Below are 13097 nucleotides of genomic sequence, written 5' to 3' on the forward strand. Positions count from 1 at the left end.
ATGGTACTGCGAAAGCGGGAGAGTAGGTCGCCGCCAGTTTTTATTTTTAAACCTCATACAGTAATGTGTGAGGTTTTTTTGTTTTATATCCATATGACTATGACTATGACTATACGTATAGGCACATGTGGTATCAGTGTATATTATACATAATACATAATACATTATACATTATACATTATACATATAGTACACCCTATGTATCATCTGCCCTCTACCCACCCGTCGGAAAGAGGTGATTAATCAGATTACCTCCATAGCCCGACAACTACTCAAAGGGCACTGATGGTAAAGACCATTCTGCTTTGATAGCTACTGGCTGGAATCGTAACGGAAACACCGCTTAATTGTAACTGGATGGGAATATTACTATAGGAAGCAAGTGCTAAAACCGCCTGAATTCTGAATAATTCAATATCAGTTTGGGTAACTGTCTGATAAGTAGTTCCACCACTTATGCTGCAGAGAGCACAAAGAGTTGTTCCGTTTCCGGTTCTTCTTACAGACAGTATAAGTGAATTATGCCATGTAGGGTTCGCCTCATAATGTACTGATACCTTTCCACTTCCTAATAGCAAAGGGACACTTGCTGTAAGAAGTATTTGATTGGTTGAACTTTCATATGTCCCCCCATAGTTGCTTCCAGCTTCAGTAATGGAAGGTACACTTACTGACCAATTACTGCCACTTACAGTTAATGTTTGGCTATTTATAAGATGGGCAGCCGTCATTAACAAAGCAATGCATAGACATTTCCTCAGGAATATATTTTTTCTTTGAAAACAAGTATTCAATTTCATTTCTCAATTTTATTCTGTGATAGTATAGGTGATAGCAACAGATGAATTATTAACAGCGGATAAATTAGAATAGTTATTAGGTGCAATTGTTATGGTAAGTCTGTGACCATTATTGGTTCCGGTCCCCGTATAAGCCCCCCCAATTCCATTGATAATGGTTACCGGAGTTGTGGTAATTGTCAGCTGACCTGTAGGTGTCCCCAATGTACCGCCACCGGCCCCGGAAGCAGTGGCTGCTTGTATTTTGATGTCTACGCCCGGAATTGTTTGGTTAATGGATGCCGTTATTTGTCTGCTAAGCCCTCCGGGGGCAATGGCTGAAGTATAATTGATCCATTTGGATGTATTACCTGTCGGATTTACGATTGCTCTTCCTGCTTCGGTAGGGGCAGTAAAGTTCAGTGTGATAGTTCCAGCCGGCTCAACATCTAATAGCGTCACAACAGGTAGTGTCACAGAAACATTTCTATTTCCTGTAGTTTGAGAAAAGAGGGTGTTTGCGAAAAGTGAGCAGATAATAAATGATATATGGCAAATCGTTTTCATTTTAATTTTTTATTTCATTATAGCCTACTTTTATGGGTTCCTGTTGATATTTAATTTCTGTTTGCTGTTTTATTACATTAATGGTTATGTTTTTAGTTTCTGAAGGTTTTAAAATAACCTGAAAAGTATCTATGGGTATCTTATAGCGCTTGTCTAGTCCGTTTCTGTATATTTTTACCATCCAATTTCCCGGCCGCAGATAGGTGAAGTCAAAATTCTCTCCTATCATACATAGTTTCCGATAGGTTTGTTTTCCGTTAGAAACTTCTATAATAATATTGTCTTTTTTTCTTTTATCATTTTTTAAGGGAAATTGAGCAAAACGGGTCTGATTATCTATAAGCTCTTTAAGGCGGACACTTCCTTGAATATGAGCCGCCGTTGTTAAACCAAAATTAAAGATGTTCTCTTTCTTCATAAGACTTACCGCAGCTGGGAGTGGAATATCCGGAATGTCATTAATTTCTGTAGTTGATCTGTCTATTTCAAGAAAATATTCGCCGGGAGCAATATTTTTAAATATAAAATTACCATCCTTGTCGGTAACGGACAGATGATTACCAAGAATTAATCTGATACCATCGGTACGTTTAACACCAAGATTATTTATATTTCCTGATAATGTAGTATACTCCGCGATTTTTTTTACCGGAACATTGAAACGCAATGTATACCGTAAAGAGAATATAAAATCTTTATTACCAAGTTCACCACGTTGTAAGGTATAACGTCCGGATACATCAAATTCGTGACCAGGAAGAAGCTGTTGATGGAAAAGAACTTCAAAGAGATTACGATCATTAAAATACTCTTCTGGAAGATAATTGTTCTGATAAAACAGGCTGAAGTAAGTTTTTTCAGAAAATCTGCTTATCAACCGGGCTCCATAATAAATCTGCTTCTGGTTTTGCATCAGATAACGGGATGTGATGGCATAGCTCCCATATAGATTAAAAGAGGTTTTAAATTTTTCAAAGCTGATATTGGCTGTATGAAAACTTGATTTTCCTGTAAAACCGGTAAGATGGTTTTCCGTTGTGCCAAACTGGCTTTGAAGATTAAGCTGAAATATTCCTATTTGCTGATCAAGGCTTATTTTAAAAAATGATTCATCATAATCAAATTGTTTCGGCTCCAGGCGATCTTCATATTTTTGATACCCATTGTAAAACATAAGAACTCCCTTTGTCATATACCTGTAACTGATGCCGTATTGAAAGAACTTTCTATAGGGGGCTGCCAACAATAAAGCATCTCTTTGGAAATTCCTCGCATCTTCTATATAATGAGCCAGGATATTTATCTTTTTAGACAGTTTATACTGCAGATTCCCATTCAAAGTATTGGTATTCGTGAAATAGCCGGTAAACTGCGGACTTGCTCTCATATACATTATATTTCCGGTAAATTTTTTGTAATTTCCCTGAGCTTGTATCATAAAGGCATTTCCCTCAGTATGATTCGTTTTGCTATAGGCCAGCTCTCCTGAAATATCAAAGTTCTTATTCAATTGAAATTTTCCCGTCAAATAAGGAAGGTGTACCCGAGAATCCAATGCAATATTATTAAAACTAAAGTTGCTTCCATCCTGTCTGGGAATTTTATGTAAATATCCTGCTGTAATTTCAGATTCTTTACCCACTTTCAGCCGGGAATACACATTAAATTCATCTTTGATATCACGGAAAAATCTTGGATGATTGTAAAACCCACCTATGGTGATTCTTTTTAAATCAAAACGTATTTCCGCTCCCCGTCCATATCGTGCGAATTCAGTTAAGAACGATGAAGAATAGGTTTTGTCTCCCAAATGAATAAAAAAATTATTTCGTTTGTAATTGATAAAATATTCTTCATACTGTGTAAAAGAATTGAACTCAACAGGATTGGGTGTTACTGCCCGAAATTCAAGGAGGTCTTTGTTTTGTTCATTCAAACTTCCTTTACCATATAGCTCTCCCTGGAAACCATCATCATAGGCCCCCCTGTTTCGCATGCCGATAAATGACAAAGTTGCAGCAACCGGAAGACGATGAAATATATCCTCTTCAACAGGCTTTACCGGAATAATCTTGACGCTTGCATAGACTGTTTGAGGCTCTTTAAAAGTATCGGAGGAATAAGCCGTAAGATCAAGATTTTGAAATTCATTTTTTCCCAGATCGGGGTTGGTAGTTTTACGAATAGTAATAATTTTTGCCTCATCTGCAGAAAGACTGATTGTTGAACCTTCACTAATGGTGGCATTTTTACTTTCCAAAGTAATTTGTTGTGTACTATTTCCACTATTTTTTAGCAGAAAACTGGCCGTGATGGTTTCTCCTGCTTTTATGAATTCGGGGGAATCCAGGAGTGTGAATGAGAGTTTTTTACTTCCCAATACAGTTATTTCGGAAGACTGGGTAAAAATATTGTCACTGTTTTTTTCAGAAATATGTAATGTGATGATATATTTTCCTTGTGGTGCTTTTGCTGCAATACGCAGAGGAACTATATAAACACTGCTTTCACCGCCAGAAACTGTAAGTTCATTTTTAGATGATATCGGAATAATATGAAGATTTGAAGTTTCTACACGAATGTTATATATTTTTTGTTCCGCAGAAATGTTTTGTATTGTAAAAGAAATAGAAGTAGATGTTCCCGGCAGCAGACTATCTTTTTTGTTGACAAAATCATGAGTTTGTTTCTGAGCAAAAATAAGTGCCGGGAAAAGAAGAATAAGATATAATAAAACCCAATTTTTAATCATTTTTTACTTCTAATTCCACATTGAGGGCGAAAGCATTTTCGTCTTCATCTGTTGCAATGATGGCGGCATTGTATTTGTCCTGAGGCAGTTTGCTGATATCTATATAAAACAACTTGGATGTTGAAGGCAATAAACCCATGGCCTGGCTTAAAAAAACTCCGGCTTTTTGTCCATTTTTACGGTTATATACCTCAACGGTTGCTGTTGGCTTGCAATAGAGATCTCCTCTGTTTGAAATGGCAATTTTTAAGATATGCTTGCCATCCTCTTTATCAATTTTTACACTTTCAAATGCAAGGTCAGGTTTGGCTCTTTCCGAATCATAATCCGTAATGACCTGAATGGCATACCTGACAATCGAGGTAATATTGATTCCCTCTTTGTTATTCGGTTGAATATCTTCTACCGGTTCAATAATAATAACACTCCAGTAGCTGCCGGCCTGATCAATTTGATCCGGAACCGTAATTTCATAGTAGAGTTCAGCCTTTTCTTTAGCTTTTAAAGTAAGCAGATTGGTATTGAGCTTTATCCAATCAGCATTGGTCTTTTTGTTGGTATGTGGAGTCGTGTAGTTGATTGAACCATCCGCTTTATAACTGAAATCCTGCAAATAGACTTTTATATTCTGGGGTGTATTGTCAGTATTTTCCATACTGATCTTCCCTTTATAAGCCTTTCCGCCTTCTACTTTATAATGGTGTGTAAGACCATTAAGAATTACAATACTTGCATGTAAGAAACCAATTTGTGACAACAGAACAACAAAAAACAAAAAACGCTTTATCATCATTATAAAATTTACTATTAAAAATAAGGCAACAGAAAACTCGGAAGAAATTGATCATTCAGCTTCTTCCTGTGTTTAATATGAAAACTCTACTATTTTAAAGCTAGTTATCAGAAATTGTATACGTTACTGTAGCAACTGCAGTAGTAGTTGCTTCCAGGTCCGCATATGAAGCTACTGAACCGGAACCACTTCCCGGGGCTAGTGTATAAGTAAGATTATGCCCGTTATTAACACCATCTCCGGTATAAGCACTTCCAATGCCTGAAACTATGGTTTGATCTGCAGCACTTAAAATTAATTGAGCTGATGGGGTTCCCAATGTTCCTGCACCGGAGCCGGAAGCCGCCGCCGCAGTTACTTTGATATCTACACCCGGGATCAAGGCATTCAACTTTACAGAAACGGTACGGGTAGCATCTGCAACAGATTTTATCGAAGAATAGTTAAGCCAAAGAGTATTGTTAGTTCCGGTAAGTGTAATAGGCAAACCTGCTTCAGTAGGTGCGGTGAATCCCATAGTGATATTTTTACTTGCCGCAGGTTCTATATCTACCAATGCAACTTCAGGAATAGTTATTCCAATTGTATGATTATCTGTATTGGTGTCCTGAGCATTCATATGAATAGAGAAGGCTAAGGCAATTAGAGATAAAAAAGAAAGCTTGTGTTTTTTCATGGTATTTAAAGTTTAATAAAGTGAAAATAATAATAATTGCAGAATTATGAAATAAAAATCAATAGTTTTTTTATATTGTTTATTGATTTTCAATAGTTTATTATATATATTAAATAATTACTTATAAATTCATTTTGTTAAAAAATATTTAAAATAATATTATTTTGCTTTGTGGCAGGATAATGATTAAACCTTTTCTATAAAAAAATAAAAACCCTACATATTTTTATGTAAGGTTTTTTATGCTTTTTTAGGATAAATCAGAATCTACTTAAAATTCCCCAATGGATTTTAATATCATTAAATTTAAAAGGGTTTCCGAATTCATTACCATTTGAAAGCTGGAAGCTCATAAGCCCGAGGGGAATAAAGAAATTGAAGCCGAGGCCTACGCTATAAAGCTTGGGCTTTACATTCAGAGATTTATTGTTGAGCTGTCCATATTGCCCGAAAACGTCAAAGAAGGCCTGATTTCCGATCAGGTACCGGTATTCTAAGCTTCCGTAATAATAGAAATCTGCGGCCAGGGAGTTCTCATTGAAACCCCGCATAGAATTCCATCCCCCGAAACGGTATAATTCGTTGGCGGAAAATTCAATTTTAGAGTCCATCATGGCGCCTTCCGCTTTTATATTGAGAAAGTGGTTGCCATTGATGTTATAATTATGTTCTCCAAAAAAGTAAAACTGGTTTTGTGGGGCTTTAATATGATCTTTGCTATAAGTGGTCATAAGATAATCGTAGCCCCCATTGATTTTCGTTTTATAGAGGAAAAGGTCAATATCGCTGGGTTCTATCATTTCAAACCAGATCCCGATCCCTTGCTTATTATAGTCTTTACCCTGTACATATAAGGTATCGATAATGCTTGAACTTTCAAAAGTGCCCCGAAGGCCGATTTTATTTCGGGTATTGAGATGGTAATAAAGAGCAGGTAGCGCCTTCACATTCGCGAAAGTGGAATCCTGCCTGAAGATATTCACCTTCATATTCAATCCTACATTGGATTTAAAAAGATAAGGAATATCCGTTGCCAAATCAAAAGTCTGCCCTTTATCAGGGTTTCTCTGCCAATATAAATTAATGGTTTCAAACCCGTTGAACATATTCCTGAAATTGACGTTCAGGGTACCGTTTAAAGTAAACTTATCCGTTTTATCATTCCCAAAACCAATAACCCCGTCAAAAGTATTGGTCTTTTTTTTCTCCATGAAAAGATAGATCCGGGTAGAATCTTTTGTAAATAAGGTTTGCGGCGGACGTTCTAACGTAACGAAGGGATGGCTTTGGAAACTCTTATTGATGGCGATAAGATTCCTGTCATCATACGTTTTGCCTTTGAAATCCTTTTCAAGGTTTTTAACGAATCTTTTCGGAACCCTTTCATAGCCTTTTACTACGAAGCCGTCAATAGTCCTTTTATCATTTTTATTGATATCAAGCTCCACTACGGGATACCCGTTTTTCTGACCCTTATATTTGGATTTTATACGGCTGAAAGAATATCCCTCATCAATATATTTTTTATTGATGCTCTTTTTGGTGGAATCTAAATTTTTGGTGAAAAATTCTTTCTGGGCCTTTGTTTTTTGAACAATGGAATCGGACAGGTCTACATACGTTTCATTGAAATTTTTGCCTTTATCATAAATAATTTCCGTACTGTCTCCTTTTATTTTTATTTCCTTAAGCTCCGTGAAAAAATAATTGTTTTGGGCCAATGAATCCAGGAATTTTACGGCAGAGGCAGAATCCTTAACTTTTTTCTTGACGTTCGTTTGTGAATCTATAAGCCAATACTGTTTCTTCTGTGCCTGAATAAAAACACAGAACAATACAAAAAATATTTTCAAAAACAGCTTCAAACTCTTTTAAAAACTAAAACTAGTCCAGTTTATTATATTTCTTCATTAGATTTTCATAAGTTCCCTGAGGAAGGATCCATTTTAACGGAACTCCTATTTTCTGCCCGAATTTACCAAAATAATAATGAGCTTTCCATTTATTTTTACTCAAGAGGGATTCAATGTATCCGGCCACTTCCAAAGGTTCTGTTCCATCACCTACATGAGCATTCATTAAAGAATACACTTTTTCAAAGACACTTCGGTAAGGCTCAGACACTTTTGTTCTCACCCTGTTCTCTGCAATATTGGTTTTAATGTCACCTAAATGAAGAGAGCAAACATCAATATTCCAGGGATAAACTTCATATCTCATAGCTTCAGTTACTTTGTCCAAAGCTGATTTGGAAGCAGAATAGAATCCACGGAAAGGTAATCCCATTTCGCTTCCGATACTGGAAATATTAATGATCTTTCCGAACCGATTTTCACGCATTTTGGGTAAAACAGCGCTCATCATCTGAACGGCACCTACCAGATTCAGATTGAATAATTTCAGAATATCTTCTTTTGTAGAATCCTCCACGGCACCTACCATTCCCATTCCTGCATTATTAATCAATATATCAATTCGTGTTTCAGTTTTTAAAACTTCCGCAATAGCATTTTGTACCGCTGAATGATCCGTAATATCAGTAGGAATGGATTTGAAATATTGATTTTCCATCATTTTCCTGCTTAATCCATATACTTTATGGCCTTTCTTTCCGAAATATTCAGCTAAAACGAAGCCGATTCCGGAGGATGTTCCTGTGATAATAATAACCTGAGCGTTGTTCATAATTAGTTTTTTACTAAAATAGTTTGAAGATCTTCCCAAAACACCGGATAGGATTTTTCCACAACATATTCATCTTCAATATTGAGCTCTTTTATAAGACAGAACGGGGCAAAACTCATTGCCATTCTATGATCCTGATATGTTTTAATGGAAATATTTTCTTCGGCTTCTCCGAAACTTACAGATTGAATAGTTGACTCTGTAATTTCTGTTTCAGCACCTATTTTTTTCAATTCATTATATAAGGCGAGTAGCCTGTCAGTTTCCTTTACCCTTAATGTTCCCAATCCGGAAATTTCAAATGGAATCTGAAGTGCGGAAGCGGTTACGCAAAGAGTTTGTGCAATGTCCGGGCAATTATTCATATCCAGAACGATCTTTGCCGGAAATGAAAAATTCGGATCAGGCTGTAATGTTATTTTGTGATCATCTGCTGAGAAAATGGTTTTGATTCCAAAAAAATCTTCATAAATTCTTGCAATGGCAGAATCTCCCTGAGTAGATTCCTGATAAAAACTTTTCAGATGAATGGTTTGTCTTCCTAAGGCACAAAACGAATAAAAATAGGAAGCGGAACTCCAGTCACTTTCTACTTCATAACTCACATCCGCAGGTTCATCATGGGTTTCAAAAGGAGCTACTTTAATCGTATTTCCGTTAAAACTATTTTTAATGCCCAATCTGGTTAAAATATCCAGTGTCATTTCGATGTATGATCTTGAAGTGATTTCACCTACCAGATTAATTTCCAGGCCGTTTTCCAGTTTGCCTGCAATAAGCAACAAAGAAGTTATGAACTGACTTGAAATATTCGCAGGAACATTCACCTTACTTTTTGTGATTTTTTTTCCGGTAATTTTTAGGGGAGGAAACCCCTCGTTTTCCAGGTATTCTATATCCGCACCTAAATCCTTTAAAGCATTTACAAGATCCTTAACAGGTCTTTCCTTCATTCTTCCTGAACCGGTAAGAATGGTGGTTTTAGCATCAAAAATGGAAAAATAAGAGGTAAGGAAACGCATAGCCGTACCCGCATGGTGAATATCCACCGTTTCTGAACTTTCAGAAAGCGCCTTTCTTAATAATTGGGTATCCTGGGAATTGGACAGATTGCCCATTTTTATACTATTGAACAAACTTTCCAAAATCAACAAACGATTCGAAATACTTTTCGAACCGCTGATCTGTATGGTTTTGTTGTCTGCTAATTGTGATTTTTCTAGCTTCATTTTTATATTAACTTCATTATTTATAATACATTACTCCATCTTGGTTGGCATAGCAGAACAGGTTTCCGTCCTTATCATACAACTCTACAAGATGAAAGCCGTCTTTTCCGTAATTTCTTTTTACAAGAACAGGAATCATGGGATAATCCCCTTTAAATGGGGTAAGCTTATTATCCGGTCCTGTTTCCAGAATTTTATATATTCCTCCTTTTTTTACTACAAATACATCACAGTTTCCACAGGTAGAGTGAGAGGTCATGATCTCATCATATTCTGCCGGAATGATCCATTGTTTTTTTCGGGTATCCATATATCCTATCTTTCCGTTTTCCTTAATAAGAGCAAAATACTCTGTTAATAATTTTTTTGAATTTACTGAAAGGACGGGAATATTATAAGGCTGTGTGTATTTTTTTGAATTTGAAATATCTTTCATTTCTGCAATAACATGATCTGCAATCTTCACAGGGGGTTGTTTTATACCTTCCATATCATAGGTAGGCATTACGTCATAACTTCCTGATGAAGAACGAGATTGAGAAGAATAAGGGTCTAGGGACTGAATATTTTCCGTAGTCTGCTTAGCCAGCTTCCCGTTTTCAAAATTCAAAATCAACCTCTTTCCGCTGAGATCCGTCTCATAATAATCTATGGAAAAAACTGCCGGAAATTTTTCATAGTGGGTTTTAACTTCATCCGCCCCTTCAAAAAAAGTTTTAGAAACTTTTAATGTTTTAGTATTCAGTAAATACAATGAATTCTTTGCTTTCTGATCATTGGCCAGAACGAGAATTTCATTGGTAAGGGGCTTTTTTTCGTCTTCAATAAAATTAACGTATCTGAAAGACTGTTCAAAAACTTTTTGGCCACTCAAAGAATATACGTCTGTAGAGCTATAACTTGGAGATCCGTTAGACATATAATATTGCTGCAGATCTTTTATCCTGGTTGCAATGATAAACCCGCTGTCCATACCGAAATAATTGTAATCAGTGTCTTGTAATACGGGTTTGTTTTTAACTATATAAGTTGTTTTAAAAACGTTGCCACTCAATTGTTTTGTTGCCGTGAATTCACCGGGGTACATCAGCACATCAATGATATCATAATTTGCGGGAATGATTATCTTTCCGGATTCATCAGAGATCCCATACTTATTTCCTGTTCTGTAAGGAACAGTTATCTGGCAAAAATATAATATACAGGTAAAAAAGAATATAAATGTGAGCTGTTTTTTCATTATCTCAACTTCTCGTTGTTCTGGTGACGATCTTTGTCACGGTCAGTTTTCACTTTCATTTTTCTGTCAAATGCTTCCTGCAGATTTACTCCGGTCTGATTGGCTAAACATAAAGTAACAAATAATACATCTGCAAGTTCTTCTCCTAAATCTTTATTCTTGTCACTTTCTTTTTCACTTTGCTCTCCATATCTCCGTGCAATAATTCTGGCCACTTCGCCTACTTCCTCCGTAAGCATGGCCATATTGGTAAGCTCATTAAAATACCGGACTCCAATGGTTTTGATCCATTCGTCTACCTGCTGTTGCAAATTCGTAATTTCCATTATTGATAAGCTCCAAGGGTAGGATTAGACGTTCTGGATACGTTGACGATATCAAAAGGAACCGTTCCGGCAACGGTAACATTTCCTTTATTTCTAGCAGGTGAAGTTGCTTTTACTCTTAAATTCAGGTGGGCTGTAAAATAATTAACAAATTGCGGGTCTTCATTTTTAAAACTCTGAACCACATCTGTATGATCAAACTGGAATCCTGCATCAGAAGTATTTGAATATTTCAGCAAACAGTTTTGGATGAGAAAATTAAATAGCTGGTTAGGGGTTTGTTCAAAATTCACGGCATTATCCCTGTCGGAATAGAAAATACTGTTTCTCATATTAAGATGAAGGGCTCCCAATTCAGTTTGCCCCGATTCATTTTTCCATTCATTGGTGGCAAAAAGGCTCAGTCTGTTTAAAGAACTCATTATTTCAGAATAATTCGCAATCGTAGAGTGGGTATAGCTATGATTACCGCCTTTAAAAATACCTATACAGGATTCTCCGCAGTTATTCATCACAAGATTATTGGCATTCACGGTAGAGTTTACGGCATAAATACCAAATTCATAGAAAGTATGAATAAATGAGTTGGTAATAGTAGCGTTGGTTTGCTTCATTTCAAGCCCTCTCGTTCCTCCAAAAAGCCTTGCATAATTCATATTCAGTGTCGAGTTGGCTTCCATTGTAATAGAATTCCAGTTTTTAGGAATCGTATCATACTTAGGGTCGTTTCTGTCACCACGGATAACAACTTCATCATTCAGGGCTCCATTAATATTCAGGGTGGCTCCGGATGATACTTTCATTCCACTGTTTTTATGGAAATAAACTTTAGTACCCGGCTGTATATCTAAAGTGACATTAGGATTAATAGTCAGATTTCCGTAAATGATTTTGGCCTTATTATTGGTCCAGGTGGTATGATTGCTGATAACATTAGGATTAGTCGGAGTTTCTATGAAAAATTCAGCATCCTGTACCACAGAAAATAAAGTTACATGCTGTTGTCCGGCAGGGCTAGAGAATATGATTTTATCTTCTGCAATAGCTTCAGGTCCTGAAGCTTCCGGAGCGATTTCAACGAAAATATAAAGACTGTCTTTTTTTCTTAGCGGAACATTCTGGAAATCATACCCCGGTTTTCCGTCCACATTGATTCTGTAAAGAGATGTTGCTCCCTTTTCGAGACTGATTCTCGGGATTAAAATATCCTTATCTTCATTATTATATACTTTCACCGCATACGTTTCAGAACGGATCTGATGATACACCGTGTCGCAGAATACAGTATCCTTTGAAAAGCTTAATGACTGAGAAGGAGGGTCAAATGTAATATCATCCTTATTACATGATAGCGTTACAAGAAGCATCCAAAAGGAAAAAGCCAGTAATAATTTGAATTTCATCGAAATTAAAGTTTAAACAGATTTCAAATGTAACGAAAATACTTTAAATTTCTTATCAATTAAAAATTATTGACTTATCGATTTGGAAATTAGAAAAAATGTTGTATTTTTGCAGCCTAAAATTAGCAGAGAAATATCCATTACTATTTCGAAAGCAAAAACTTTAATTTTTTTAAAAATTGTATTATGAAAAACGGAATTCACCCAGAAAATTATAGACTTGTTGTTTTCAAAGATATGAGTAACGACGAGGTGTTTCTTTGCAAATCTACTGCAGAAACTAAAGATACTATCGTATACGAAGGACAAGAGTACCCTCTAATCAAAATGGAAATCTCTTCAACGTCTCACCCTTTCTATACTGGAAAAGTGAAGTTGGTAGACACTGCAGGTAGAGTAGATAAGTTCATGAACAAATACAAAAAATTCGCTAAGTAATTTTTTGCTACTACAACATATAAAGTCTTTCGGTTTCCGGAAGACTTTTTTTATTCTTTTAATGGAGAAATTATAAGGCAGGGTCAGAAATTAGTTTTACTATTTGTATTTTTGCTTAGATAGAAATTAGAAGCCAGAAGTTTGTATAAAAAATATAAAGACTTCCATCTTCTAGCTTCTGACCTCTAACCTCTAACTTCTTATACAAT

Annotated in this window: 12 protein-coding genes; 1 reads left to right on the forward strand and 11 read right to left on the reverse strand. The window is 36.0% G+C overall.

Annotation, left to right across the window (positions count from 1 at the left end):
* Positions 1-272 precede the first annotated feature (272 nt).
* From BCF58_RS00005 to BCF58_RS00055, 11 genes are all read right to left on the reverse strand, one after another.
* Positions 273-800 (reverse strand): hypothetical protein, encoded by a 528-nt coding sequence (locus tag BCF58_RS00005; protein WP_185144814.1) that lies wholly within the window; start codon positions 798-800, stop codon positions 273-275.
* A 9-nt stretch (positions 801-809) separates the two neighbouring features.
* Positions 810-1346, reverse strand: a complete 537-nt coding sequence (locus BCF58_RS00010; RefSeq protein WP_121459765.1) for a hypothetical protein — start codon at positions 1344-1346, stop codon at positions 810-812.
* A 1-nt stretch (position 1347) separates the two neighbouring features.
* Positions 1348-4098 (reverse strand): COG1361 family protein, encoded by a 2751-nt coding sequence (locus BCF58_RS00015; protein WP_121459766.1) that lies wholly within the window; start codon positions 4096-4098, stop codon positions 1348-1350.
* The gene (locus BCF58_RS00020; RefSeq protein ID WP_121460996.1) at positions 4091-4888 is read right to left on the reverse strand and encodes a hypothetical protein; all 798 of its coding nucleotides are present in this window, start codon (positions 4886-4888) and stop codon (positions 4091-4093) included. The genes BCF58_RS00015 and BCF58_RS00020 overlap by 8 nt, the downstream gene beginning before the upstream one ends.
* Before the next feature lie 103 nt (positions 4889-4991).
* Entirely contained in the window at positions 4992-5567 is a 576-nt protein-coding gene (locus tag BCF58_RS00025) for a hypothetical protein (RefSeq protein WP_121459767.1), read from the reverse strand.
* 260 nt (positions 5568-5827) lie between these two features.
* On the reverse strand, positions 5828-7420 hold the full coding sequence (locus BCF58_RS00030; protein WP_228434694.1) for a BamA/TamA family outer membrane protein: 1593 nt from the start codon (positions 7418-7420) through the stop codon (positions 5828-5830).
* Positions 7421-7451: 31 nt separating this feature from the next.
* Entirely contained in the window at positions 7452-8252 is an 801-nt protein-coding gene (locus BCF58_RS00035) for an SDR family oxidoreductase (protein ID WP_262696979.1), read from the reverse strand.
* A gap of 2 nt (positions 8253-8254) precedes the next feature.
* Positions 8255-9481, reverse strand: coding sequence for a 3-phosphoshikimate 1-carboxyvinyltransferase (locus BCF58_RS00040; protein WP_121459770.1), 1227 nt, complete (start codon positions 9479-9481; stop codon positions 8255-8257).
* A gap of 16 nt (positions 9482-9497) precedes the next feature.
* The gene (locus BCF58_RS00045; protein WP_121459771.1) at positions 9498-10721 is read right to left on the reverse strand and encodes a WG repeat-containing protein; all 1224 of its coding nucleotides are present in this window, start codon (positions 10719-10721) and stop codon (positions 9498-9500) included.
* Positions 10721-11047, reverse strand: coding sequence for a nucleotide pyrophosphohydrolase (locus BCF58_RS00050; protein WP_121459772.1), 327 nt, complete (start codon positions 11045-11047; stop codon positions 10721-10723). Before BCF58_RS00050 ends, BCF58_RS00045 begins: the two co-directional genes overlap by 1 nt.
* Positions 11047-12450, reverse strand: coding sequence for a hypothetical protein (locus BCF58_RS00055; protein WP_121459773.1), 1404 nt, complete (start codon positions 12448-12450; stop codon positions 11047-11049). Before BCF58_RS00055 ends, BCF58_RS00050 begins: the two co-directional genes overlap by 1 nt.
* Before the next feature lie 186 nt (positions 12451-12636).
* On the opposite strand from BCF58_RS00055, the gene BCF58_RS00060 reads away from it, so the two are divergent.
* Positions 12637-12888, forward strand: coding sequence for a type B 50S ribosomal protein L31 (locus BCF58_RS00060; protein WP_121459774.1), 252 nt, complete (start codon positions 12637-12639; stop codon positions 12886-12888).
* Positions 12889-13097 lie beyond the last annotated feature (209 nt).

Source organism: Chryseobacterium defluvii, from assembly GCF_003634775.1.
GTDB lineage: Bacteria > Bacteroidota > Bacteroidia > Flavobacteriales > Weeksellaceae > Chryseobacterium > Chryseobacterium defluvii.

Coding starts and splice junctions, on each gene's coding strand:
- BCF58_RS00025 (WP_121459767.1), bottom strand. CDS start 5,567: ATGAAAAAACACAAGCTTTCTTTTTTATCTCTAATTGCCTTAGCCTTC.
- BCF58_RS00050 (WP_121459772.1), bottom strand. CDS start 11,047: ATGGAAATTACGAATTTGCAACAGCAGGTAGACGAATGGATCAAAACC.
- BCF58_RS00040 (WP_121459770.1), bottom strand. CDS start 9,481: ATGAAGCTAGAAAAATCACAATTAGCAGACAACAAAACCATACAGATC.
- BCF58_RS00055 (WP_121459773.1), bottom strand. CDS start 12,450: ATGAAATTCAAATTATTACTGGCTTTTTCCTTTTGGATGCTTCTTGTA.
- BCF58_RS00035 (WP_262696979.1), bottom strand. CDS start 8,252: ATGAACAACGCTCAGGTTATTATTATCACAGGAACATCCTCCGGAATC.
- BCF58_RS00020 (WP_121460996.1), bottom strand. CDS start 4,888: ATGATAAAGCGTTTTTTGTTTTTTGTTGTTCTGTTGTCACAAATTGGT.
- BCF58_RS00010 (WP_121459765.1), bottom strand. CDS start 1,346: ATGAAAACGATTTGCCATATATCATTTATTATCTGCTCACTTTTCGCA.
- BCF58_RS00005 (WP_185144814.1), bottom strand. CDS start 800: ATGAAATTGAATACTTGTTTTCAAAGAAAAAATATATTCCTGAGGAAA.
- BCF58_RS00015 (WP_121459766.1), bottom strand. CDS start 4,098: ATGATTAAAAATTGGGTTTTATTATATCTTATTCTTCTTTTCCCGGCA.
- BCF58_RS00045 (WP_121459771.1), bottom strand. CDS start 10,721: ATGAAAAAACAGCTCACATTTATATTCTTTTTTACCTGTATATTATAT.
- BCF58_RS00060 (WP_121459774.1), top strand. CDS start 12,637: ATGAAAAACGGAATTCACCCAGAAAATTATAGACTTGTTGTTTTCAAA.